Source organism: Kribbella sp. NBC_00889, from assembly GCF_045207705.1.
Lineage (GTDB): Bacteria > Actinomycetota > Actinomycetes > Propionibacteriales > Kribbellaceae > Kribbella.
Genome location: NZ_CP108783.1, coordinates 6,093,500 through 6,116,196, shown reverse-complemented (window position 1 = coordinate 6,116,196; position 22,697 = coordinate 6,093,500). Strand labels below are relative to the sequence as shown.

Below are 22,697 nucleotides of genomic sequence, written 5' to 3'. Positions count from 1 at the left end.
CGGAACCTTCTGTGATCACACCGCGACGGGAGGGCAGCTTCCCACGGTACCCGGCGAACGGCCCGGTTCCGAAATCGCCCGCGCGCCGCGGTGGCCGCCTGCGGGCGGGTGTTGTATGGACATTAGGCTCAGCCCTGTGAAGTTCGAGCGGAAGGACCTCCCGGCCGGAACGCCCGTGGTCGGCATGGTCGGCGGTGGACAGTTGGCCCGGATGACGCAGGAGACCGCGGTCGCGCTCGGCATCCAGCTCCGGGTGCTGGCCGAGGGCCCGACGGTGTCGGCGGCCCAGGCGGTCGCGGACGCGCCTGTCGGCGACTACAAGGACCCCGAGACGGTACGCCGGTTCGCCGCGGAGTGTGACGTGGTCACGTTCGACCACGAGCACGTGCCCACCGATCTGCTGCACACACTCGAGGCCGATGGGGTCAAGGTCCACCCCGGTCCGGACGCTCTGGTCCACGCCCAGGACAAGGCCGTCATGCGCCGGCGACTCGACACGTTCGACGCACCGTCGCCGGCCCACCAGGTGGTCGAGACGTCGGCCGATGTCGCCGACTTCGCCAAGCGGGTCGGCGGATTCCCGATCATCCTCAAGACGACCCGCGGCGGGTATGACGGCAAGGGCGTCTGGTTCGTCGACGGCCCGGACGACGAGGCGGTGGCGGCCGCGTTCGGCAGCGGCGTACCGATCCTGGCCGAGGAGAAGGTGGACTTCGTCCGCGAACTGTCGGCGATCGTCGCCCGTTCGCCGCACGGTCAAGCGGTTGCGTACCCGATCGTCGAGTCGGTGCAGAAGAACGGAATCTGTGTCGAGGTCACCGCACCCGCTCCCGGTCTGGCGCCGGACCAGGCCGCACAGGCGCAGCAGATCGCGTTGAAGATCGCCGGCGAGCTCGGCGTGGTCGGGATCCTCGCGGTCGAGATGTTCGAAGCTCGCGACGGTCGGCTGCTGGTGAACGAGTTGGCGATGCGCCCGCACAACACCGGCCACTGGTCGATCGACGGCGCGGTCACCTCCCAGTTCGAGAACCACCTGCGCGCGGTGCTGGACCTGCCACTCGGGTCGCCCGCCGCACGGGCGCCGTACACGGTGATGGTCAACGTGCTCGGCGGCGACGTCCAGGACATGCACCGTGGGCTACTGCACTGCATGGCTCGCGACCCCGGGTTGAAGGTCCACTTCTACGGGAAGTCGGTGAAGCCCGGACGCAAGGTCGGCCACGTCACGGCGTACGGCGACGACCTCGAGGAGACCCGGGAGCGCGCCCGGCACGCGGCGGCGTACCTGACCGGAACCATCGACGAGTAAGGGATTGCGGCATGAGCGTGGGAATCGTGATGGGGTCGGATTCGGACTGGCCGACAATGAAGGCCGCCGCCGAGGTCTGCGCCGAATTCGACGTGCCCTTTGAGGCAGACGTCGTGTCGGCGCACCGGATGCCGGCCGAGATGCTCGACTACGGACGGTCAGCGCACGAGCGCGGCCTGAAGGTGCTGATCGCCGGCGCCGGCGGGGCCGCGCACCTGCCCGGCATGCTCGCGTCGGTGACTCCGCTGCCGGTGATCGGTGTACCGGTGCCGCTGAAGTACCTGGACGGGATGGACTCGCTGCTGTCGATCGTGCAGATGCCGGCCGGGGTCCCGGTGGCGACGGTGTCGATCGGCAACGCCCGGAACGCGGGGCTGCTGGCGGTCCGGATCCTGGCCGCGTCCGACGAGAAGCTGCGGGACCGGATGATCGCCTTCCAGGAGTCGCTGGCCGACCTGGCCCGGGCCAAGGGCGCCACGGTGCGTGACGGGGCGACAGAGCTCCGTGAATCCTGACGATGTAATTGTTTTCCACAGGGCGGGCAGGGTAGATCGTGAGATCCCAACCGATGTCGTCTAAGGTCGTCGATCGTGACTCCGCCCGCTGAACCGGATACGCAGCGCATCCCGGTCCGTTATTGGATCTGGCTGTTCGGTGCTGCCGTGTCCCTCCTCGGCGACCTGACGATGACGTTCGCCATCGGATGGTCGGCCAGCCAACACGGTGGCCGTATCGCCGGGCTTGTCCTGCTCTTGGCCGCCGCTCCGCGGGCCGCTCTGCTGCTGGTCGGCGGTGCGGTCGGCGACCGGTTCGGCGCCCCCAGGGTGTTGCTGGCCAGCTGCACCGCGATGTTCCTGCTGACGTTGGCGCTGGTGCCGACCACCCTGGCCGTCGGCGAGCCGATCTGGCTGCTGTTCGGGCTGGCGCTGATCGTCGGCGTGATCGACGCGTTCTTCCTGCCGTCGTCGCGCTCGATGCCCCGGCTGCTCGTCCCGCCGGAGCAGGTGCCGCGCGCGCTGGCCAGCTTCCAGGTCACCGGCGTGGTCTTCGCCGTGACGGGTACGGCGGTCGGCGGTGTCCTGGTCAGCTGGGCCGGGCTCACCGCGGCGGCGGGATTCGACGCCATCACCTTCGGGGTGATGATCGGCGTACTGCTGCTGCTCCGGAACACGATCAGCCCACCCCGGCGGATGCAGACCGGCATGTTCCGGTCGATCGTGGACGGGATCAAGGTCGCCTTCGGCCGGCCGCTGACCCGGGCGCTGCTGATCACGATGACGGTCGCGGCCGGTCTGCTGATGCCGTTGGACGCGTTGCTCTTCCCACTGCTCGCCCGGTCGCACGGCTGGGACGCCGCGACCGCGGGTCTGCTGGTGGCGAGCCGGAGCCTCGGAGTGGGGGTGATCGCGTTGCGCATCCTGTTGCGCGGCGCGTTTTCCCGGCCGGGCATCTTCGCCGCCCTCGGACTGCTGGTGGCGGCCGCGGGTCTGCTCGGCCTCTCGTTCCTCGATCCGTTGCCGCTGGCGTTCGCTGCCGGCGTGCTGAGCGGGATCGGCGTCGGCACGTTCACCGGCCATGTGCTGCCGATGCTGATGAACTCGGTCGAGCGCGACTACCAGTCCCGCCTGCAGTCCGTCGTGGTGCTCTGCCAGAGCCTCGCGCTCGTGGTGATGAACCCGGTGCTCGGCAGCCTCGCGGAGTCGGTGGGCATCAACGGCGTCTGCCTCGGCATCTCCATCGCCGCTGCCCTCACCGGTCTCGTCGTACTGACCCGCCCCGTCCTCCGCGACGCCACCGTCACCTGACGCCGGTGGCTGGCGGGTTGTTCGCTCGCTGACCGGTTATAGACCGCCAGCCACGAAACAACCCGCCAGCGGCCTAAGGCTTGCCGGGGGCGCGGTAGATCCAGCCGGCGGCGCGCCACTTCGCCGCGTCGAGCAGGAGGCGGGCGTCGATGATCGCGGGCGCGGTGACGACTCCCCGCAGGGCGGCCGGGTCGAGCTCGCGGAACTCGGGCCACTCGGTCAGGTGCAGTACGGCGTGAGCGCCCTCGCACGCCTCCGTGGCGGAGCTGGCGTAGCGCAGGGTCGGGCGGACCTTGCGGGCGTTCTCCATCGCCTCCGGGTCGTAGACCGTGACGTTCGCGCCGTGCAGCTGGATCCGGCCGGCCACGTCGAGGGCCGGCGAGTCGCGTACGTCGTCGGTGCCGGCCTTGAACGCGGCCCCGAGAACAGTGACGTTCCGGCCGACCCACTCGCCGCCGAGCACCTCGTGGGTAACGTCGACGATCCGGGCCCGGCGGTGCTGGTTGATGTCGTCGACCTCACGCAGGAGCGTGATCACCTCTTCGACCCCGAGCTCACCGGCGCGGTGCATGAACGAACGCAGGTCCTTCGGCAGGCAGCCGCCGCCGTACCCGGGGCCGGCGTTCAGCATGCCGCGGCCGATCCGCTTGTCGTAGCCGAGCGCGTCGGCGAGCTGGGTGACGTCGGCACCGGACGCGTCGGCCAGCTCGGCGAGCGCGTTGATGAACGAGATCTTCGTGGCCAGGAAGGCGTTCGCGCCGCCCTTCACCAGCTCCGCGGTCGGCCGGTTGCACACGACGACCGGCGCACCCTCGGCGATGGGGATGGCGAAGACCTCGCGCAGCTTGGCTTCCGCGGTCGCCGACTCCACGCCGAACACGAGCCGGTCCGGGTGCAGCGTGTCGTCCACGCCGTGCGCCTCGCGGAGGAACTCGGGCTGCCAGGCGAGCTCGATCGCCGTACCGGCCGGGGCCTCGGTGTGGAGACGGTGCTCGATGTGCTTCGACGTACCGACCGGGACCGTCGACCGGCCCACCACCAGGGTCGGCCGGGTCAGCAGCGGGGCGAGCATGTCGACGACCGAGTTGACCTGGGACAGGTCGGCCGCCTCGCTGCCCTCGAGCTGCGGGGTGCCGACGCTGATGAAGTGCACATCGGCCCAGTCCGCGATCTCGTGGTAGTCCTTGGTGAACCGCAGCCGGCCGGAGTCCACGTGCTTCTTCAGCAGCGGGTCCAGCCCGGGTTCGTACAGCGGCGCCTTGCCGTCGTTCAGCAGCTTCAGCCGGTGTTCGTCGATCTCGACTCCGATCACGTCGAAACCGAACTCGGCCATGCCGGCGGCGGTGTTCGCGCCCAGGTAGCTGGTGCCGATCACGGCGATCCGCAGGGGGCGGGAGGTCGCTTCACTCATGTCCGGGACTCTACCCACCACGGTTATCAGCCGGTGACCGGCTCATGGCCACGGAGCCTCCGGGCCGTGCGCTGTTGGTCACTTTCGGCCCCCCGCGGGCGGGCGTACGTCGTACAGTGCAACTCGTGAGTAACTCATTCGACCTGTACGCGCTGTCCGAGGAGCACGAGGCGATCCGGGCCGCGGTTCGCGACGTCTGCGACGCCAAGGTCGCCCCGCACGCGGGCGATGTGGACGAGCTGGCCGAGTTCCCGAAGGCGTCGTACGACGCGCTGAAGGCGTCGGACTTCCACGCGCCGCACATCCCGGAGGAGTACGGCGGCGCCGGGGCGGACGCGCTCGCGACGGTGATCGTGATCGAGGAGGTCGCCCGTGCCTGCGCCTCGACCTCGCTGATCCCGGCGGTGAACAAACTCGGCTCGCTGCCGCTGCTGCTGTCCGCGTCGAATCAGGTCAAGCAGCGCTACCTGCCGCCGGTGGCCGCGGGCGACGCGATGTTCTCGTACTGCCTGTCCGAGCCCGAGGCCGGCTCGGACGCGGTCTCGATGCGGACCCGCGCGGTCCTCGACGGTGACTCGTACGTGCTGAACGGCGTGAAGCGGTGGATCACCAACGCCGGGGTCAGCGATTACTACACCGTCTTCGCGGTGACCGACCCGGACGCGCGGTCGCGCGGGATCTCGGCGTTCGTCGTCGAGAGGGCCGACGACGGTGTGTCCTTCGGTGCGCCGGAGAAGAAGCTCGGCATCAAGGGGTCACCGACGCGCGAGGTGTACTTCGACAACGTCCGGATCCCCGCCGACCGGATGATCGGCGACCCCGGCACCGGGTTCGCCACCGCGATGGCGACGCTGGACCACACCCGGGTCACGATCGCCGCGCAGGCGCTCGGGATCGCGCAGGGCGCACTCGACTACGCGCTCGGGTACGTCAAGGAGCGCAAGCAGTTCGGCAAGGCGATCGCCGAGTTCCAGGGCCTGCAGTTCATGCTCGCCGACATGGGCATGAAGATCGAGGCGGCCCGCCAGCTCACGTACTCCGCCGCCGCCCGCTCCGAGCGCAACGCCGCCGACCTCACCTACTTCGGCGCCGCCGCCAAGTGCTTCGCCTCCGACGTCGCGATGGCCGTCACCACCGACGCGGTCCAACTCCTCGGCGGCTACGGCTACACCCACGACTACCCGGTCGAACGCATGATGCGCGACGCGAAGATCACCCAGATCTACGAAGGCACCAACCAGGTCCAGCGCATCGTCATGGCGAGGGAGCTACTGAAGGGCCTCGGCTGACGACGCTCCCGCAGGTCGGCGCCATCTCTGAGTTGCCCAGGCTCGCGATCCCAGGTTTGCTCAGGCCGCCGCCGAATCGTTCCTGCTCCGTGACTGCTCCGTCAGCCGCACACGAAGCTTCGCCATCCGACGATCGACTGCCTGACGGGTACGGTCGTGTGACGACGGCAGAAGATGGGTGTAGAGGCGAAGTCGCGTGGCCGTGTATCGGTGCTCCTGCCGCGAGGCCGGGTGCGGCGTCATCGCGCCGTTCATGTCGCTTCGCCGGATCGCAGGCGGATCTCGTGGGTCGATTTTCGGGACTACGTCGGTGTCTTCAGTGGTCCCGTCGAGCGAGCCGCCAGTGACTTCGAAGGCAAACTGTGGGACTTGCCTGACATCCACTTCGACTATGACGAGTGCGTCGCCGAGGTCCAGCGCGCCAGGAGCGATCGCCGCTGGCCGACCAGCGGAAGCGCTGGAGGCACGCGAGCTCGGTGATCTGCGGCAGATGCGCAACCACGTAGCCAGTCACAAGTCCGTCCGCCCTTCTCGTCAGCACAGTTCGATTTCGTTCTAGGAGCGATTGCGGCCGTTGTGCGTCCGGTTGTCGCTGGTCCCCGGAATCGAGCGCGGATCGGCACCAGACAGTGCTGCGTGCCGCCGACACGCTTAATGGATGCCTGATCCAACGATTGATGACGTCTTCCGGTCGACACCCAAGCCGGGCTTCCTGCGCTCTCTGATCGGCCTTGCCGCGGTGTACTTCGGGTGTCTGTCGAGCTTCTCCCTGTTGCTGGCCGTGGTGCCGCTGTACCTGTCCGAGCGTGATTCTGCGGTGCAGACGACACCTGGGCTGTCGACCGGTGTCCTGATGTTCACGTCGATGGCCATCGGTCTGCTGACACCGGCCCTTGGATCCCGCCTGGGCTATCGCGCCTACTTCCTCACGGCGTTGGCGCTGATGGCGGCGACTTCTGCCGTCTGGCCCTTCGTGTCCGACGGGATCACGCTCGTCTTGGTCTCCGCCGTACGGGGCGGTGCCTTCGCCGCAGTCGTGGTCGGCGTGGGGTCGGTGGCTTCGTGGACTCTGCCGGCAACTCGAAGGGGGGAGGGGCTCAGCGTGCTCGGCATCGTGTCAACCTGCGCGGGCCTGATCGGACTGCCATTGGGAGTATGGATGGCCCGAAACGTCGGCTATACCAGCGTGTTCGTGGTCGCGGCTGCCGGACCTCTGACGGCTCTGGTTCCGGCCTGGTCGCTGGTGACTCCCGCGCGAGTTCGTACGACGTGGTGGGTGACCGACCGCGCCTCTTTGTGGGTCACGCGGCGCTCCGCTCTGGGGATCGGAACCGGCGCGCTATTGAGCGGTGTCATGGTCACGCATCTACCCGCAAACCTCGGCGGCGCGGCAGCACTGGTGCTGTTTGTCCAGGCCGGATCGTTGGCCGGTGCGCGCTGGCTCGCGGCCCGATGGTGCGATCGGGCCGGCAGCGCCCCGTCGTTGGCCATCGCCGCCTCGATGCTTCCAGGAGCCGCCGGTTTGGCGCTCACCATGGCGAGATCGCCAGGACTCCCGCTGCTGATCGGGGCGGCTGTGGCTCTGGGGGCGAGCTTCGGGGTGGCTCAGTCGCTGACGATCGCCTCGATGCTTGCGCAGCTGCCCGCGGCTCGGGTCGGCGTGGCGAATGCGCTGTGGAATGCGGCGTACGACCTCGGGTGGGCGGTCGGGGCCGTCTTCGTGGGCGTCGTCATCGATCGGTTGAACTACGCCGGTGGGGCCGTGGCTGCCGTGGCTGCCGCACTGGTCGCCGCCGTGTATCTCGCGAGTGCCCGTCAGAAGCCGTGATTTTCAGTACGACGTGAGGACATCGCTGACGCGTCGTATCCCCTCGCGGATGCCGCGCTCGGAGAGCAGACCAAAGCCGAGGACGAGCTGCGCCGGACGGACGGAGCCGGATTCCAGCCAGAACCTGCTCATCCCGCGAAGCCCGACCGACCAACGGGCCGCCTCCTCGATCACGTTTTGCTCACTGACCCCGGCGGGAAGGTTCAGTACCAGGTGCAGGCCGGCCGCAGCTCCGGTGACGGAGACCGTTGGACCCACATCTTCCAGCGCCTCGAGGAGCACCGACCGGCGGGCGCCGTACACTTGACGCATCCGGCGGAGGTGGCGGTCGAACCGGCCCGAGCGAAGCAGCTCGGCCAGGATCAGATGGTCGAGGACAGGACTACCGCCGTCATCAAAGTACTTGCCATCGGCTACAGGATCGACGAGGTGTGACGGGCAGACGATCCAGCCGATCCGCAGTCCCGGAGCCAACGATTTGCTCACCGAGCCAAGCAGGACAACCCGTTCGGGCGCCAGACCCTGCAACGTCCCGATGGGGCTCTTGTCGTAGCGGAACTCGGCGTCGTAGTCGTCCTCGATCACGAGGCCATCGGTGCGCTTCGCCCAGTCGATGAGCGCGTGGCGGCGTTCGGCGGACATCACCGCGCCGGTCGGGGATTGGTGCGCAGGTGTCACAACGACCACCGAGACCCCTGAGGAGGCGAGGGCCGTTACGTCGAGTCCGTCGTCGTCGACGGGAATGGGCACGCAGGTCATGCCGATCCGCCCGGCCACGTCCTGGCGGTAGGTCGAACCCGGGTCCTCGACCGCAACTGTTCTGATCCCCTGCTCATTGAGTGCCCTGAGCACCAGACCGATCGCCTGGGTGAAGCCCGCGGTGACAACCACGTTGTCCGGCTGAGCGACCGCACCGCGGACCCTGCGGACGTACGCGGCGATCACTTCCCGCAGATCGACCAGACCCCGCGCCTCGTCCTCGTACCCGAGCCTCGCCGACGGGAGGCCGCGGCTGGCCTGACCGGCCGCCCAGAGCCAGTCCGCGCGGGGAAAGCTCGCCGGGTCCGGGACGAAAGGCCGGAAGTTGAACTCGTACTCGGACATGTCTGCCCGGGGCCGCGGCGCAGGGCTGACGCGCTGGACTCCCGGCGACACGATCGTGGCCGCGCCGGGGTGGGAGACCAGATAACCCTCACTGACCAGTTGCTCATAGCAATCGGTGACGAGGCGACGAGAGATCCCCAGCTGGTCCGCGAGCACTCGGCTCGATGGCATCCGCTCACCCGGCTCGAGCCGGCCGTCCTGGATCGCCTGCCTCAGCTCGTTCTCGAGCTGCGCGCGGAGCGGCCGCCCGGCGTGACGATCGAGCGCGATCGACAAATCCGGTCCCGAACCGGTCCACGAAACGGGCACAAAACTGGAGCTTACGTTCATGCCGGGCCACCGGCCATCGTGATTGTCATGCCGATCCGCAGCCCGAACGGGAGCACGACATGACGCACAACCTGACCATGACCTTCACCGTCGCCGACCGGTCCCGCGAGGAGGTATTCGCCGCGATTCTCGATGTCTCTGCCTGGTGGGGACGGATCAACGGCAGCACGGACCAGTTGGGTAGCGAGTAGACCTACCGCGTCCAGGACATGCACTACACCAAGATGCGCACCACTGAACTGGTTCCGGCTCAACGGGTCGCCTGGCTGGTCGACGAGAGTTCCTCGGCTTCGTGCAGGACAAGGAAGAGTTGACCGGTACCTCGCTCGTCTTCGAGCTGGCCGACGTCGACAGCGTGCCGAGGTGCGGTTCACCCACGACGGCCTCAACCCCGGACACGAGTGCTACGACGTGTGCTCCAACGCCTGGGACCAATACATCTACGGCAGCCTCCGCGACCTCCTCGTCAGCGGCGCCGGCCGACCTAACTCACTCGAGGGCAACGATGCCATCGAGGCCGCCCGCTGACGCTTGGCGGCAACCGCCAACTGACTCAAGGAGAACCATGAGCGACTTCACCACCACTGCGACGATCGACCGTACTCCGGCCGAAGTGTTCGCCGCCATCCTCGACACCCGGAGCTGGTGGAACGAGGCGATCGAAGGAGCCACGAGCCACCGCGGCGACGAGTTCGGCTTCGAGGTTCACGGTCTCCACCGCACGCGGATCCGGGTCACAGACGTCATACCGGACGAGCGGGTCGAATGGCTCGTCCTCGAGAACGCCTTCGAATTCATCGAGGACCAGACCGAGTGGCTCGGTAACCGGATGGTCTTCGAGCTCGAGCCCGCCGGAGACGCCTGCACGCTGTCCTTCACCCAGTTCGGCCTCGTGCCGGACTACGAATGCTACGAGGTGTGCTCCAGCGCGTGGACCTTCTTCATCCGCGACAGCCTGCGCAACCTGATCGAGAAAGGGAAGGGCAATCCCGAGTCCGCAACCGCCGACAAGCCGGACGTTCCGCGGGACGAGTTCTTCAAAGCCGACAGCCCGGCGTGACCTGACACGGACAGACCGGCGCCACCAATGGTCGGCGCCGGTCCCGGTCGAGGCACCGAAGGGATGGCCATCTAGGTTCTGGACGGTCAATCCTGGCATCGATTCCAAGGGTGGGGGCGAACCTGCCTGGGGAGGTTCTGATGAGACCGATGCTCGATGCCCTCGCGTATCCCGATGGCACCTCCACAATGGTTGCGATGGATCAGCGGGAGAGTCTGCGGACGATGCTTGCCGAGCATGGCCGGCCGGAGGCGATCACCGCGTTCAAGGCCGCCCTCGCCGAGCATCTCGGGCCGCTCGCGTCAGGCTTGCTGCTCGAAACGGGGTACGACGCTCCGCGCGGGCCGGCGTGGATCGTCGCGGTCGACGCGCCCTGACGCAGGAACGCGGCGGGGCGGTTACTGACACGCGGTTGGATGAGATCGTCGATCCGGTCGCCGTCCGAGAGGCCGGTGCGGTGGCGCTGAAGTTGCTGGTGATCCGGAAGCGCGATGATCAGCAGGGACGTCGGCTGGAGATGGCCGCCGAGTTCGTCCGGCGCTGTGCGGAGGCAGGGTTGTTGTCCGTCGGTTGCGGTGGCACCTTCGGCTCGGCCCGCTGCAGATCGCGGGGCGTCTCGGTATGCCGGCCTCGACCGTGCACGCCGTACTGGTCCGCTGCCGGATCAATCGACTGCTTTCACACGCCTATCGAGGCGGACGGTGACCGACACGTTCGCGCCCGCCCTGATCGCCGCCGACACAGTCGGGTGCCCGTAGAACGCCGAGTCGGCCCGCAGCAGCGGCTTGACCGTGGAGCCGCTGGTACGGAGTTTCTTCACCGACGCCAGCGCGTCGGCGACCAGGCGCTCCGCGCCTCGCGCTGACTCACACGCGCCGCGGCGGAGTCGCTGCGCCACGACCACCGGCGCAGCCTGCCCGGTGCTGACCGTCGCAAGCAAGACGTTCAGGCCCGGACGCCGGACTAGCCGTAACCCGATCCCTGATTCGCACATTGATTGGTTGGCCGGCGGCAAACCGACCGCGCTACCGATCGCCGGGTGGAATTCTGGCGACATCGGCGAAGTGGCCGGTCAACTCTTTTCATCAAGTGCAAGACCGTGATATCCACGTATTGAGGTCTATGCCGGAAACTCGGGGAAGCGACGTCGCGAAGCGGAGTCCGGGGAGCGCTCAGCGAACCCGCCGCAGGCGTTCCCGATCGGTCCAGGGCCGAGGATGGTGCTGGGGACTGCGTTGCGCGGCTGGGGGGCGAGCGTGTGGGGCGTCGAATGGTAAGCGAGCCTGTTGCCTGGCGCCGCGGCGTGTCCCCGGCCTTCCGGGCCAGACCTGCCGCTCCCACGGGGACCGTGGCGCGTCGACGGCCTCCCACCGATCGCAGGCGCGGCGCCAGAGACGACCGACGCCGCAGGTCAGGAAACCCCGGGGGAATGGCTCAACCGACACCCACAGAGTCCGGCGCCGACATCAGCGGAGAATCCGAAGGCCCGGCGGACATCCGCGCGCCGCCAACTCTCGGCGGGCCCACTGCTCGATCGGATGGACGCGTACCACCGGAGCAGTGCCGAGCACATCAGGGAGATCAAGTAGGTCGGGGCCTCCCGCACCGCGAATACCGTGACCGCGCCGAAGGAGCACGCGGCTCCGTTTCAGGGCGCGGGGCGCGGGGGGCGCGGGGACGAAACTGGGGGGCAATCATGCGCTGTGGGCGGATCGGGTCGATGGCGTGCCGGGTGATCGGCGGTGTTGCGCTGCTGATGTCCGCCGGCATTCTGGTGGCGCCCCGAATGTCGAACAACGAATACAGTCCAGTGTGGTTGCTGTTGGCAGTCGCCGCGTCGGCGGCTGCCTTCGCCGGATGGATGCGCCGCCGTCGACGGCGGGACTCCCGGTTCACTGACCGCGCCTGGAATCTGATCATCGGCATTGTCGGCGCTCTCATGGTGGTGGCGACCGGGTTCGTGGCCTGGTGGGGGGCCTACATCCCCACCTGGGACGCGCGGCTGATCAAGACGTCATCTGGCCGTCCGCCGGAGACGTACTCGACGTACATGGTCGATTACTTCTCGAGATATCCGAACAATCACGCGGTTCTGGCGCTGGGGCGGCTCGCCCGGCAGGGCGAGCGGATCGGGCTGGACTACGAGGCCACTTTCGCGCTGATGAACACCGCGTCCCTGGCGTTGGCGGGACTCGCCATGGTCGCCACCGTTCGGATGCTGGCCGGTCCTCGTCGTGCCCTCGTAGCGATGATCGCCCTGTTCGTCCTGATTGGCCTGTCGCCCTGGGTCTCAGTGCCGTACACGGACGTGTCCGGGGTCTGGGCCCCGCCGGTGGCCGTGTTCCTGTTCGTTTACTGGGCCCGAGCCGGCCGAAAGGCCGGGCGGATCGTCGCCGCGCTCGCCTTTGGCGGGGTTCTTGCCATCGGCTACGTTCTGAGGATCTTTCCTGTCGTGGGTCTGGTCGCCGCGGCGCTGGCGCTTCTCCTGGCGGGCAGGAGCTCTGCACGGCTTCGAGCGCGCCCGTCCGGCGTGGCCTTCGTCGCCTTGTCGGTGACCGCTTTCTTCGTCACCGTGCAGCTGGCTACCGCTGCGTCGACGGTGGTGGCCGACCTGCCCCCGTTGAAACAGGGAATTTCCGCTGCTCCGCTCATGTATGTGGCTGCTGGCGTCCGCGTCCAGACCTCCGAGACAGCGAAGCCGACGTACGGCGGGTTCGACCGGGAGGTCAACCGGCGCACCTGGGCCAAGTCCCACGACGAGCAGAACCGAATCTCCCGGCACTACATCGAGCAGGCCTGGGACAGGCGCGGGCCAGTGGGGACCGCGCGGTTCATGGCGTCCAAGATCCTCTTCCTTTGGGGAGATGGCATGTTCTGGGCCAGGGGAGAGGGAACGGACATGGATGTGCCGCCGTTGCGGCACGGCTGGCAGTCGGATCTCGTCGCGGCGGTGAACACGCCGAACGGTCCGGCTTATGCCGTCCGGGTGCACGTCGCGCAGGTTCTGTGGGTGGTACTCCTGATGGCTGCGGGCTGGGGACTTCTGCGGGGGCGGTGTCGCCGGGAGGTCCTGCTCATGGCCGTGACCATCGCGGGCATTGCGGCCTTCACCCTGCTGTTCCTGGGGCGTTCCCGGTACTTGCTCGGCGATGTTCCGGTTCTGATCGCGCTGGCGTTGACGGCGCTGCCGGCCCGCCGCCCTGCCCCGCGCCGTGGCGATGGAACGTACTTGTAGATCGTGGACCGGCTGACGCCGAGCAGCTTGGCGATGGAGGTCACCGAGTGCTCCGGCTGGGCCAGCAGCGTGCGCGCCGAGCGGACCTGCTCGGGTGTCATCGCCGGCGGTCGACCGAGTTTGACGCCGCGGGCCCTGGCCGAGGCCAGTCCCTCGTGGGTGCCTTCGACAATCAGCTCGCGGATGAACTCGGCGAGCGCGGCGAAGATGTGGAACACCAGCCGCCCGCCGCGTGTGGTGGTGTCGATCGCCTCGTGCAGCGATCGGAACCCGATACCGCGCCGCCGCAGGTCGATGACCAACGTGACCAGGTCATGTAGCGATCGGGCCAGCCTGTCGAGGCTCGGTACGACGAGGGTGTCGCCTGCGCGCAGGTAGTCCAGGCACGCGATCAGGTCAACGCGGTCGGCGTCACGGCCGGACTGCTTGTCCGCGAACACCTTGATGCAGCCAACCTCGTTCAGAGCGTGCAACTGCCGGCCGAGCAGCTGGCCGTTCGTCGACACCCTGGCGTACCCGATCCGGGCCCCCGTCAGCACCGCGGGCTCGGCGGCGAGCAGCTCAGGCACGTCGCCGGGGACACTCGCGGAGAATCGTCATGACTCGCGTCTGTACGAGAAAGGGAAGGCGCCGAGTTCTTAGACACTCCGACTTCGCGACACGTTTCCCGACGCTTACTGATCGGCGTGTCGCCGGCCAAGAAGACAAACCAGGGGAGTGTCCAGACAACGATCGATTCTCAACACCCCTTTAGAACCGGACGGGCTCGACGCTCGCGTGTCCTGGATTAGGTCTTTCGGCCTGGCGATGATCGGAGCGCGATGGCTGCGGCGAGCACGGCTGCAGTTCCGGCGAGCTCAGAACAGGCGCCACCGCCGTGTCTTCCTGCTTGCTGTCCCAGTCGTTCTGCTCGCCGTCTGAGGCTTCGCAATCCACCGCCGGGCCTCGGCAGCCAGCCACTCCGCAAACGGCGCACTGCCATCTGTTTTAGGGTGGCCACAGGTGATGACAGGGGTCGGATCGACGACCCTTAAGGCGTCTCCGGTCTTCCCGCTCCAAGTCGGCTGGTACATCTTGGCGTCGGCGCCGATGAAACGTGAGTTGTGAGGGTCGCCGACGTCCCACCCGAGCCGCCCGCTGGGCATTGTTCTGACCGACGTGCCCGCGCCGCCGAACGGAGCATGGATCTCGGTTGCAGGACACCCGCTTTGCTCCATGAGATGCACGAACTCGAGCAGCAGTGGCTCCGCTACATCAGTGATCCAGCGGCGCGCGTCAGCTGCCCTCGCTGCTAGCTGGCGTTGCGCCGCCGCTTCCACTTCGCGCTGACGATCGATCTCATCCTGCAGTCCCATGGCGCCCCCTTCATTATTCAATCGCCGGCGCGGCCGAAGTCGTTACGAGCTCCCCTGACAGAACGTGGCTATCGGCGCAGCGATCGCAGTTACCGCGGGACGACATTCGCCAGCCTCCGTAAGGCTGTGATCTGCAGTTGTTTGACGGAGCAAGCCCGGAATTGGGCTCCAACACGTTGGGTCCGCCTAATTCGACGCAAGGGCATGCCGGTTAGGCGCTGATACAGTAAGCATTGTCTGTGCATTTTGTACCTGACATTAAGTCCGGTTATCGGTGCGCCTCTTCGGTCTGGGTCCGGCGACCTGAGTCAGCATGTCCTCGTACGAGCCGTGCGCGTCTTCGCCGTGCGCGACGGTCCGGCCGAGCAACCCTCCCGGGGGTTCGGCGATGACGCCGAGGCCGTGCGCCATGGTGGTGACTGTGGTCCTCGAGGTAGGTCGGATCGCCTGCGACCCGAGCGACGTAGGTGGGCCTCGTCGATCCCGGAAGGTCGAGCAACCGACCCTGCCGTAGACGCATTGGCTGCGCAGTCGGCCCGGAGAAGAAGGTTTCCTGAGCAGCGAGGGCTCGATGGTGCCGATCGGCGATTGGCCAATCTGCTCCGTCGCTGCTCCGTGGGACGCTGGCAAACTTCGATCATCGACGGCAGCCCTTAGCACGAAGGTGCAGGTCACGGGCCAGATCGGCTGATGGTGCCGATCTGGCCCGTCAGCGACGCCAAGATCCCCCAAATCTACGAAGGCACCAACCAGGTCCAGCGCATCGTCATGGCGAGGGAGCTGCCAAAGGGCCTCGGCTGAGGTCATCCTTGCCGGGGGAAGCATGCGTGCTGAGGGCCGCCGTACGGTCGGCGCGTGGGGGTGGTGTGCACGTGATAGGTCACGCGCTGGTTGCCGTCCGGAGGCCGGCCACCCGGGTGGGTTGGGACCGCGCGATCTCCGTGGGGTTCGCGGTGGGGTCGGCCTGTTTCCTCATCGGGCCGTTCCCCGGGTTCGTCCAGCTGGTGGGTGCCGCGGCCGACAGCGTGGTCTTCTTCGTCGGCTCCATCTTCTTCACCCTCGCCGCCGCCATGGAACTGCGGGAGGGGACCGTCCGGCGCGGGCATCGCTGGGGTCGTGACCCGTCATGGTGGAGTGCCGCGGTTCAGTTCGTCGGCACTCTCCTGTTCAACCTCAGTACGTACTCCGCGATGCAGGACAGCCTGTCGACGCAGCAGGAGAACCGGCTGATCTGGACGCCCGATGTCTTCGGCTCGGCATGCTTTCTCGTGTCCGGCGCGCTGGCCTACCGGGTCACGGCCGGTCCGGGCCTCCTCCCGAGGCGAATGGATCGGGCAGGTACGGCGGCCGCCGTGAATCTGCTCGGATGCGTGCTGTTCGGGATCTCGGCCATCGCCTCGTTCGTGGTGCCGTCCACCGGTTCGATCCTCGACCTGGCCGCCGCGAACTGGTGCACTTCACTCGGCGCCGTGTGCTTCCTCATCGGCGCCGTCCTGAGCCTGCCCCCTTCGCATGCAGCCCGCCCGGCCCCGACGGCCTAGATCCGCCGGACCGGTTTCCTGTTGTTCACGTGGCTCGGTTTGCGTGGGGCCATGGAGCTGCGGCAGCTGGAGATCTTTCGGGCGATCGCCGAGGAACTGCACTTCGGCCGGGCGGCGGAGCGGATGTTTCTGGCGCAGGCGTCGGTGAGCCAGCAGCTGCAGCGGTTGGAGAGCGACGTCGGCGTACGGCTCGTGGACCGCAACTCGCGGACGGTACGGCTGACGCCGGCGGGCAAGGTGTTCCGCGCCGAGGCCGAGCGGGTGCTGTCCGCGGCGGACCACGCCGTACATCGGGCCCGTGAGGTCGCGGCCGGCTGGTACGACGCCCTGCGGATCGCCACCAACTACCCGGCCAGCCGGCTGTTGCTGCTCCCGTTGCTCGAGGACCTGCGCGCCCAGAACCCGGGTCTGGCCACGATGCTGCGTGAAATGGGTTCGCCGGAACAGCTCCGGGCGTTGCGTCGCGGCGACCTCGACCTCACGCTCGTCTACGGGACTCCCGACACGATCGCGCGACTCAGACGGCTGCGATTCACAACAGCCAGCACCTCCTACTGGCCGTAGCCCGTGGGCCGGCCAAGGAGCGTGCATCCGGGTCGCTATCCGGGGTACTGGCAATGCCGTGAACGACGACGGACTTCTGGACCTCGCTCAGCGGCTGGCGAAGACGCTCACTCCTGGCGACCTCGACCACACGCTGAGTCGCATCACGGCCGCCGCGGTCGAATCGTTGCCGGACACCGACTACGCGAGCATCACGATCCTGCACAGCGACGGCCGGCTGGAGACGGCTGCGCCGACCGACGACCTGCTGTGGGGTCTCGACGCTGCGCAGTACGAACTGCGTGAAGGTCCGTGCTACGACGCCGCGGCGGACGCGGTTCATGTCGCGGCGCCCGACCTGGCTCACGACGAGCGATTTCCGCGCTACGCGGTCAGCGCGGTGGCCGCGGGGATCCAGGCACAGGCGGCGATCCGTCTGTTCGATGCTCCGCAGTCGCGTGGCGCACTGAACCTGTACGCCCGCGAGCTCGGTGCGTTCAGCGATCTCGGGTCGATCGGTGAGCTGTTCCGGCACCAGGCGGCGATGGCGATCGACTACGCCCGCGAGATCCACAATCTGCGCGAGGCCGTCCGGACCCGTGGCCGGATCGGTACGGCGGTCGGCATCGTGATGGAGCGCTATCACCTGCGCGACGATCGCGCCTTCGCGTTCCTGGCCCGCTTGTCCCAGGACGGCAATGTGAAGCTCCGCGACGTGGCCGAGCGGCTCATCGCCACCACCAACCGATGACCATCACGGCGCCAGCTCGTCGCGGCGCCGTTCGAGCCAGGGAAGTACGAGCTCAAGCGTCAACTCGACGGCCTCGTCCGAGTTGAAGCCGCGTTCCTCGAGGGCGAAGAACGCCGGCGGCCCGATGAATGATGCGACGACCGCCATCGACCGTTCGTCCGACGACAGCTCGCCGAGCGCGGCGAGCATCAGGCGCTCGACGTCGGCGTAGTACCGGTCGACGCCGCCGCCCCAGGCCCGGATCAGTTCCGGCTCTCGCTCGTACACCCGCCACCAGGGCTGGCTCCGCTCGTAGAAAGCCGCCAGTTCGCGGGCCAGCCGCTCGATGCGCTCTCGAATGCCGCCGAGACCGTCGAAGATCGCCGCCGTCGGGATCCGGAGCTCGGCGAGCATGGCGTCGAAGGTCGCTCGGGCCAGGTCGTCCTGCTGCGGGAAGTGGTTTCGCACCGTGGCCGGGGCGACGTCCGCCGTCTGGGCGATCGCGAGGTTGGACGCGGCGCCCAGGCCGCGATCGCGATAGATCTCGAGCGCCGCGGCGACGATCCGTGCCCGGGTTTCGGCCTTCGGGGTGGCCCGTCGGCCGAGGTTGTAGGAACGAGGCATTCGACGACCCTTGCCCATTCTATTGACTGTTGGTGGCAGACAAATAATACTCGCTTCTGGGGACGCAGGTTCACCTTCGGCGAGGGAGGTCGAGCATGGACGGCGCGGAGGGTCAGGACACGGGACGGCTGGCCGTCGCCGTGGGCGTCGTTGCCGCCGGCAGCGCGGTGTTGCTCGGGACGTACTTCGTCGTGGGCGGTCCGTTCGGCGCGATCAACGACATCGGCAACGCTGCGACCGGCGTTCTGAGTGCCTGCCTTGCCTGGAAGCTCCGGCGGCACGTTGCGGGCCGCACCGGCGGCCTCGCCGTCGGCGCGGCGCTCATCGGTGCGTCGATCACGGTGGCCGGGTCAGCGCTCGTGGTGTCCGATACGACCGGCTTCTTCCTCGCCGGGCTCGTGTCGAGCCTGGGTTTCGCCGGAATCGGGGCGTGGCTCATGACCTTCAACCGGAGCAACCCTCAAGCAGGCGCGTGGCCTCGAGGACTCCGCTCGCTGGGCGTTCTCGCCGGTGCGCTGATGGCCCTCGGCGTCGTCGCGGCGCCTGGGATTCTCCTCCGTTTCGACGACATGGCGACCGCACCCGGCTGGATCTGGATCGCACAACTCGGCTGGCTCGGGATCTACCTCGCCTATCCCGCCTGGGCAATCCGGTTCGGCATCGTCGAGGCCCGCCAAGTCCGCGAACCCCTTCCGCCAGCCGCGCCCGGCTCATCGGCGGCCGCGTCGAGACCCACGCGGACCTGACGCCTCGGACGGAAGTCCGGCCCAGCGAACCCGCCCCGCCGGTCCCTGACGCGAAACAACGCGGCCGGCTAGCCCGAGGGCTACCTCCTCGGCTCGCACCGCATCGCCACTGTCCACCCGCGTCCGACATCCCGCCGCCAGAAATTCTTACGGCTCCCGTCGGCAAACGGCCGCCGGTGTTGCTGTGCACCGGGGTGCGCGGCCCGAGCTCGGCTGACCGTTCAGGTCATTCGCTCGGCCGGGAGGCTGCTGCGCCCCAGACGAAGCAGAATTCGTTGCCTTCGGGGTCACGCATGCATTGCCAGAGGCCGCCGTCGTAGATGTCGTCGGCTCGGGAGGCGCCTAGTGTCAGGGCGCGGTCGATGGCGTCGTTGCGGGTGTCGGGTGGGACGTACAGGTCGAGGTGCTGGCGGTTCTTGACCTGCTTGGTCTCGGGGACCCGGACGAAGTCGAGGCGGACTGCGGCGCCGTGCAGCTCGATGACGCCGTCCTCGGCCGGGCGCAGTTCGCCTCCGAGCAGTGACTGCCAGAAGCGTGCGAGCGCGTCCGGTTCCGATGCGTCGAAGGCCACCGCGTCGATCACCGGCACAGGTGAGGACGAGGTACTGCGGTCCGCGTCGGTGCTCGGTCGATCGGTCATGTGCCCTCCTTGGTTCACTGCTGCCAACCGGCTGGATACTACGTCGGCTTCCGAGTGGGTCGTGGGTGGAGTTGGTCGCGGCCGTCGAGTAAGGCGAGAGTGGCGCGGGCGGCCGAGGTGGCGGCGCGGGTGGTCGCGCGGGGCCCGGTGCCGAAGCGGCCGTCGAGGAGAAGGGTCGCGTGGCCATGAGCGGTCGCCTCGACAGCGGCGGCCAGGGCTTCCGCCGCGAGTTTGTCCGGGGTGAAGGCCTTCACCGAGTCCAGGAACACTTCTTCGATCGGCTGTTCGGCAGCCGCGATCTCGGGATGACGGGCCTTGTCCAAGCTCGATCCGAACTCGGTCGAGAACAACAGCTGGAACAACGCCTCGTGAGAAGAGGCGAAGCGGACGTACGCCCGCGCGATGGCCGCGAGCCGGTCGGCCGGTGAGGCCGACCGTGCGAGTCTCGGCTCCAGTTCGTCGCGGAACAGTTCGAGGGCGTGGACGCACACCGCGGCCAGCAGGTCGGCGCGGCCGGCGAAGTGTGCGTACGGCGCACTGACGGCGACCCCCAGCCGACGGCTGGACTCCGCGAGGGAGAAGGTCGCGACGCCGCGCTCGGTGATGAGCTCGATCGCGTCGTCGATCAGTGCCGCCCTGAGACTCCCGTGGTGGTAGGACGGCCGACTCATGCGGTCACCGGATAGCTGACCTCGGTGAGCTGCTCGGACAGTGTCCACAGCCGCTTCGCTGCCTCACGGTCGTACGACGAAGGGCTCGTCCGGACCCGGCCCGGCGAGCCGACGTACTGGAACCAACCGTCCGGCCCGTAGCACTCACCGCCGCGCGCGGACAAGTCGGCAGCCGCTCGGAGCTGCGGCAGCGCGCCTTGGTGGGCGTCTTGGGCGAGCCAGAAGTTGACCGGTCGCAGGGCTCGTCCGATCAGGACTCGTTCGAGTCTCGAGCTCGTTCGCCACAGGTCGGTGCGGGCGTTGCCTGGGTGCGCGGCCAGCGAGGCGGTCGTAGCTCCGGCGGCATCCAGGCGGCGCTGCAGTTCGTAGGCGAAAAAGAGGTTTGCCAGCTTCGAGCGGTCGTACGCCGTACCAGGCTTGTACTCCTGCTCTGGATCCAGGTCGAGGCGTCCACGACGGTGGGCGTTGCTGGTGACGGTGACGACCCGCGATCCGGCTGTCCGCAACAGGTGTGTGAGCAACAGCCCGGTGAGCGCGAAATGTCCGAGATGGTTGGTGCCGAACGTGAGCTCGAAGCCGTCCTCGGTGCGCTGGAACGGCACATTCATCACACCGGCGTTGTTGATCAGCAGATCCAGCCGCGGACAGGTCGAACGGATAATCTCGGCGGCCTCGCGAACCGACCCCAGCGAGGCCAGGTCGAGTTCCACCACACGTGCCCCACCGATCGCCGTCGCGCCCTTCGCGGTGTCGCGGCAAGCGAGCACGACCATCGCACCACGCGCCGCCAGCACTCTCGCCGTCTCCAGACCCAGCCCCGCACTCGCGCCGGTCACCACGGCGATCCGCCCGGTCTGATCGGGTACGTCGGCTGCCGTCCATCGAGCCATGATCTGAGCATAACTCAGAATCTGAATACCTTTAAGTTCCTCGACACTTGATGGGCCCGTCGTAGTGATTGAGCTGCGCGAGCTGCTGCTGCAGCGACTTCACGGCGGCCGACGGGACCACAACGGGAGTGTTCGCCGGCGTGATGTAGCAGAAGAGGGCTTGAGCTGGTGTGCACTCCAGGTTCTAACGTCGGGACATGGATTACAGAAACCTCGGAGCAACCGGGCTGAAGGTCAGCGAACTGTGTCTCGGCGCGATGATGTTCGGCGGGCAGACGGACGAGCAGGACAGCGCGGAGATCCTGAACAAGTTCACGGGCGCGGGCGGAACGTTCATCGACACCGCCGATGTGTACGGCGCCGGCAGGTCGGAGGAAGTGCTCGGCGGCTGGCTGAAGACGCAGCGGCGGGAGGACCTCGTCATCGCGACCAAGGTCTGGGGCCCGATGGGATCGCAGCCGAACGAACGCGGCCTGTCCCGCAAGCACATCCTCGACGCTGTCGACGCGAGCCTGCGCCGTCTCGGGACGGACTACATCGACCTCTACCAGCTGCATCGGTGGGACGACGGCACGCCGCTCACCGAGACGCTGTCGACCCTCGACACCCTGATGCGGTCCGGCAAGGTCCGCTACATCGGAGCCAGCAACTTCCACGCGTGGCACCTGCAGAAGGCGATCGAGCTGTGCCGGCAGAACGGCTGGGAGTCCTTCGCCAGTCTGCAGCCGCTCTACACCCTGCTCGACCGGAGTCCGGAGTGGGAACTGCTTCCGGTCTGCCGCAACGAAGGTCTTGGTGTGATCACCTGGTCCCCGCTGCGGTCAGGTTGGTTGTCGGGCGCCTTCCGGCGTGGCATGACGGCGCCGCCCCAGGGCAGCAAGGCCTCCGGGCCCGGAACGCATTCCTGGGACCGGTACGCCAACGACCACACCTGGGGTGTGATCGATGCGCTGGAGGCGGTCGCGAAGGACGCCGGACGGACGATGCCGCAGGTGGCCGTCCGCTGGCTGCTGCAGCAGCCCGGGGTGACCGCGCCCATCATCGGTCCGCGGCTGCCGAGGTACCTCGACGATCTCTTGGGCGCGGTCGGATGGTCGCTGACGCCAGAGCAGCTGGAACAGCTGGACACCGCCAGCGCGCCGGAACTGCCCTATCCCTACTTCCTCTGAGCGGACTCAGCGACTTCGCGGGCGTCCGCCGTACGGTAGTAGTTGAGCTTGTCGTCCAGGACGCCGAGCGCGAGGTTCATCTTCGCGATCTCGTCGCGCAGCCGGTCACGGTGACTCTCCAACAGCTCGACCACGCCCGCGGTGCCGTTCGTGCGGTTCCGCAGGCTGCCCATGAACCGCTGCAGGTCGGTGATCCCCAGGCCGGCTTGGCGCAGGCAGATCAGCAGCCGCAGCCAGGCCACGTCGTGCTCGCTGTAGATCCGCTTGCCCCCGGTCGTACGCCGTACCGGACCGAAGAGGCCGAGGCGTTCGTAGTAGCGCAGGGTATCCAGGCTGAGGCCGGTGCGCTCGGACGCCTCGGCCGGTGCGTATGACGTCATGCGTCCCATCATCTGATCTGGAGTGCACTCCAGGTCA

23 protein-coding genes and 3 pseudogenes are annotated in these 22,697 nt (G+C 68.0%); 16 read left to right on the top strand and 10 right to left on the bottom strand.

Going from position 1 to position 22,697, the window contains the following annotated elements; all coding sequences use genetic code 11:
• The first annotated feature begins 136 nt into the window (after positions 1-136).
• The 3 genes from OG817_RS29880 to OG817_RS29870 all read left to right on the top strand — a co-directional run bounded on the left by OG817_RS29880 (position 137) and on the right by OG817_RS29870 (position 3,114).
• On the top strand, positions 137-1,309 hold the full coding sequence (locus OG817_RS29880) for a 5-(carboxyamino)imidazole ribonucleotide synthase (protein WP_406047879.1): 1,173 nt from the start codon (positions 137-139) through the stop codon (positions 1,307-1,309).
• Positions 1,310-1,320: 11 nt separating this feature from the next.
• Positions 1,321-1,824 (top strand): 5-(carboxyamino)imidazole ribonucleotide mutase, encoded by a 504-nt coding sequence (gene purE / locus OG817_RS29875; protein WP_406047877.1) that lies wholly within the window; start codon positions 1,321-1,323, stop codon positions 1,822-1,824.
• 75 nt (positions 1,825-1,899) lie between these two features.
• Complete coding sequence (locus OG817_RS29870) at positions 1,900-3,114, top strand: MFS transporter (protein ID WP_406047875.1); 1,215 nt, start codon at positions 1,900-1,902, stop codon at positions 3,112-3,114.
• A gap of 73 nt (positions 3,115-3,187) precedes the next feature.
• Here the strand turns inward: OG817_RS29870 and OG817_RS29865 are convergent, their stop codons facing one another.
• The gene (locus OG817_RS29865) at positions 3,188-4,525 is read right to left on the bottom strand and encodes a UDP-glucose dehydrogenase family protein (protein ID WP_406047873.1); all 1,338 of its coding nucleotides are present in this window, start codon (positions 4,523-4,525) and stop codon (positions 3,188-3,190) included.
• A 125-nt stretch (positions 4,526-4,650) separates the two neighbouring features.
• Between OG817_RS29865 and OG817_RS29860 the strand changes: the two genes are divergently transcribed.
• Both OG817_RS29860 and OG817_RS29855 read left to right on the top strand, forming a co-directional pair.
• Positions 4,651-5,814, top strand: coding sequence for an acyl-CoA dehydrogenase family protein (locus OG817_RS29860; protein WP_406047872.1), 1,164 nt, complete (start codon positions 4,651-4,653; stop codon positions 5,812-5,814).
• 658 nt (positions 5,815-6,472) lie between these two features.
• Positions 6,473-7,642, top strand: coding sequence for an MFS transporter (locus tag OG817_RS29855; protein ID WP_406047870.1), 1,170 nt, complete (start codon positions 6,473-6,475; stop codon positions 7,640-7,642).
• 3 nt (positions 7,643-7,645) lie between these two features.
• On the opposite strand, the gene OG817_RS29850 is transcribed toward OG817_RS29855, so the two are convergent.
• On the bottom strand, positions 7,646-9,055 hold the full coding sequence (locus OG817_RS29850) for a PLP-dependent aminotransferase family protein (protein WP_406047868.1): 1,410 nt from the start codon (positions 9,053-9,055) through the stop codon (positions 7,646-7,648).
• An 80-nt stretch (positions 9,056-9,135) separates the two neighbouring features.
• Here OG817_RS29850 and OG817_RS29845 point away from each other — a divergent pair, with 80 nt between their 5' ends.
• The 5 genes and pseudogenes from OG817_RS29845 to OG817_RS29825 form a co-directional block, all read left to right on the top strand.
• Positions 9,136-9,267 carry a hypothetical protein gene (locus OG817_RS29845; RefSeq protein ID WP_396391914.1) on the top strand — a complete coding sequence of 44 codons (132 nt, stop codon included), beginning with the start codon at positions 9,136-9,138 and terminating at the stop codon, positions 9,265-9,267.
• A 172-nt stretch (positions 9,268-9,439) separates the two neighbouring features.
• Entirely contained in the window at positions 9,440-9,604 is a 165-nt protein-coding gene (locus OG817_RS29840) for a hypothetical protein (RefSeq protein ID WP_360451758.1), read from the top strand.
• 37 nt (positions 9,605-9,641) lie between these two features.
• Positions 9,642-10,136: an SRPBCC domain-containing protein gene (locus OG817_RS29835; RefSeq protein WP_406047867.1), complete on the top strand. Its 495-nt coding sequence runs from the start codon at positions 9,642-9,644 to the stop codon at positions 10,134-10,136.
• A gap of 197 nt (positions 10,137-10,333) precedes the next feature.
• Entirely contained in the window at positions 10,334-10,513 is a 180-nt protein-coding gene (locus OG817_RS29830; protein ID WP_406047866.1) for a hypothetical protein, read from the top strand.
• A gap of 193 nt (positions 10,514-10,706) precedes the next feature.
• Positions 10,707-10,829: pseudogene (locus tag OG817_RS29825) on the top strand (IS481 family transposase); the annotation flags it as partial.
• Here the strand turns inward: OG817_RS29825 and OG817_RS29820 are convergent.
• A pseudogene (locus OG817_RS29820) lies at positions 10,813-11,121 on the bottom strand (IS1380 family transposase); the annotation flags it as partial. The pseudogenes OG817_RS29825 and OG817_RS29820 overlap by 17 nt on opposite strands.
• 735 nt (positions 11,122-11,856) lie before the next feature.
• Between OG817_RS29820 and OG817_RS29815 the strand changes: the two are divergent.
• Positions 11,857-13,371 (top strand): hypothetical protein, encoded by a 1,515-nt coding sequence (locus OG817_RS29815; protein WP_406047865.1) that lies wholly within the window; start codon positions 11,857-11,859, stop codon positions 13,369-13,371.
• On the opposite strand, the pseudogene OG817_RS29810 reads toward OG817_RS29815, so the two are convergent.
• Together OG817_RS29810 and OG817_RS29805 are read right to left on the bottom strand one after the other, a co-directional pair.
• Positions 13,353-13,907: pseudogene (locus OG817_RS29810) on the bottom strand (recombinase family protein); the annotation flags it as partial. The gene OG817_RS29815 and the pseudogene OG817_RS29810 sit on opposite strands and share 19 nt — an antisense overlap.
• A 321-nt stretch (positions 13,908-14,228) precedes the next feature.
• Positions 14,229-14,726, bottom strand: a complete 498-nt coding sequence (locus OG817_RS29805; RefSeq protein WP_406047864.1) for a hypothetical protein — start codon at positions 14,724-14,726, stop codon at positions 14,229-14,231.
• Positions 14,727-15,592: 866 nt separating this feature from the next.
• Between OG817_RS29805 and OG817_RS29800 the strand changes: the two genes are divergently transcribed.
• From OG817_RS29800 to OG817_RS29790, 3 genes are read left to right on the top strand one after another with little or no spacing between them, the layout of a single operon-like run.
• On the top strand, positions 15,593-16,267 hold the full coding sequence (locus OG817_RS29800) for a hypothetical protein (protein ID WP_406047863.1): 675 nt from the start codon (positions 15,593-15,595) through the stop codon (positions 16,265-16,267).
• Positions 16,268-16,318: 51 nt separating this feature from the next.
• Positions 16,319-16,831 carry a LysR family transcriptional regulator gene (locus tag OG817_RS29795; protein WP_406047862.1) on the top strand — a complete coding sequence of 171 codons (513 nt, stop codon included), beginning with the start codon at positions 16,319-16,321 and terminating at the stop codon, positions 16,829-16,831.
• A gap of 58 nt (positions 16,832-16,889) precedes the next feature.
• Complete coding sequence (locus OG817_RS29790; protein WP_406047861.1) at positions 16,890-17,561, top strand: ANTAR domain-containing protein; 672 nt, start codon at positions 16,890-16,892, stop codon at positions 17,559-17,561.
• Between the two features lie 3 nt (positions 17,562-17,564).
• On the opposite strand, the gene OG817_RS29785 is transcribed toward OG817_RS29790, so the two are convergent.
• Positions 17,565-18,164 carry a TetR/AcrR family transcriptional regulator gene (locus OG817_RS29785; RefSeq protein WP_406047860.1) on the bottom strand — a complete coding sequence of 200 codons (600 nt, stop codon included), beginning with the start codon at positions 18,162-18,164 and terminating at the stop codon, positions 17,565-17,567.
• Positions 18,165-18,259: 95 nt separating this feature from the next.
• Here OG817_RS29785 and OG817_RS29780 point away from each other — a divergent pair, with 95 nt between their 5' ends.
• On the top strand, positions 18,260-18,910 hold the full coding sequence (locus OG817_RS29780; RefSeq protein WP_406047859.1) for a hypothetical protein: 651 nt from the start codon (positions 18,260-18,262) through the stop codon (positions 18,908-18,910).
• Between the two features lie 226 nt (positions 18,911-19,136).
• On the opposite strand, the gene OG817_RS29775 is transcribed toward OG817_RS29780, so the two are convergent.
• From OG817_RS29775 to OG817_RS29765, 3 genes are read right to left on the bottom strand one after another with little or no spacing between them, the layout of a single operon-like run.
• Positions 19,137-19,550 (bottom strand): VOC family protein, encoded by a 414-nt coding sequence (locus OG817_RS29775; RefSeq protein WP_406047858.1) that lies wholly within the window; start codon positions 19,548-19,550, stop codon positions 19,137-19,139.
• 38 nt (positions 19,551-19,588) lie between these two features.
• Entirely contained in the window at positions 19,589-20,221 is a 633-nt protein-coding gene (locus tag OG817_RS29770; RefSeq protein ID WP_406047857.1) for a TetR/AcrR family transcriptional regulator, read from the bottom strand.
• Entirely contained in the window at positions 20,218-21,111 is an 894-nt protein-coding gene (locus tag OG817_RS29765) for an oxidoreductase (protein ID WP_406047856.1), read from the bottom strand. Before OG817_RS29765 ends, OG817_RS29770 begins: the two co-directional genes overlap by 4 nt.
• Positions 21,112-21,308: 197 nt before the next feature.
• On the opposite strand from OG817_RS29765, the gene OG817_RS29760 reads away from it, so the two are divergent.
• Complete coding sequence (locus OG817_RS29760) at positions 21,309-22,280, top strand: aldo/keto reductase (RefSeq protein ID WP_406047855.1); 972 nt, start codon at positions 21,309-21,311, stop codon at positions 22,278-22,280.
• On the opposite strand, the gene OG817_RS29755 is transcribed toward OG817_RS29760, so the two are convergent.
• Positions 22,268-22,660 carry a MerR family transcriptional regulator gene (locus OG817_RS29755; protein WP_406047854.1) on the bottom strand — a complete coding sequence of 131 codons (393 nt, stop codon included), beginning with the start codon at positions 22,658-22,660 and terminating at the stop codon, positions 22,268-22,270. The genes OG817_RS29760 and OG817_RS29755 overlap by 13 nt on opposite strands.
• Positions 22,661-22,697 lie beyond the last annotated feature (37 nt).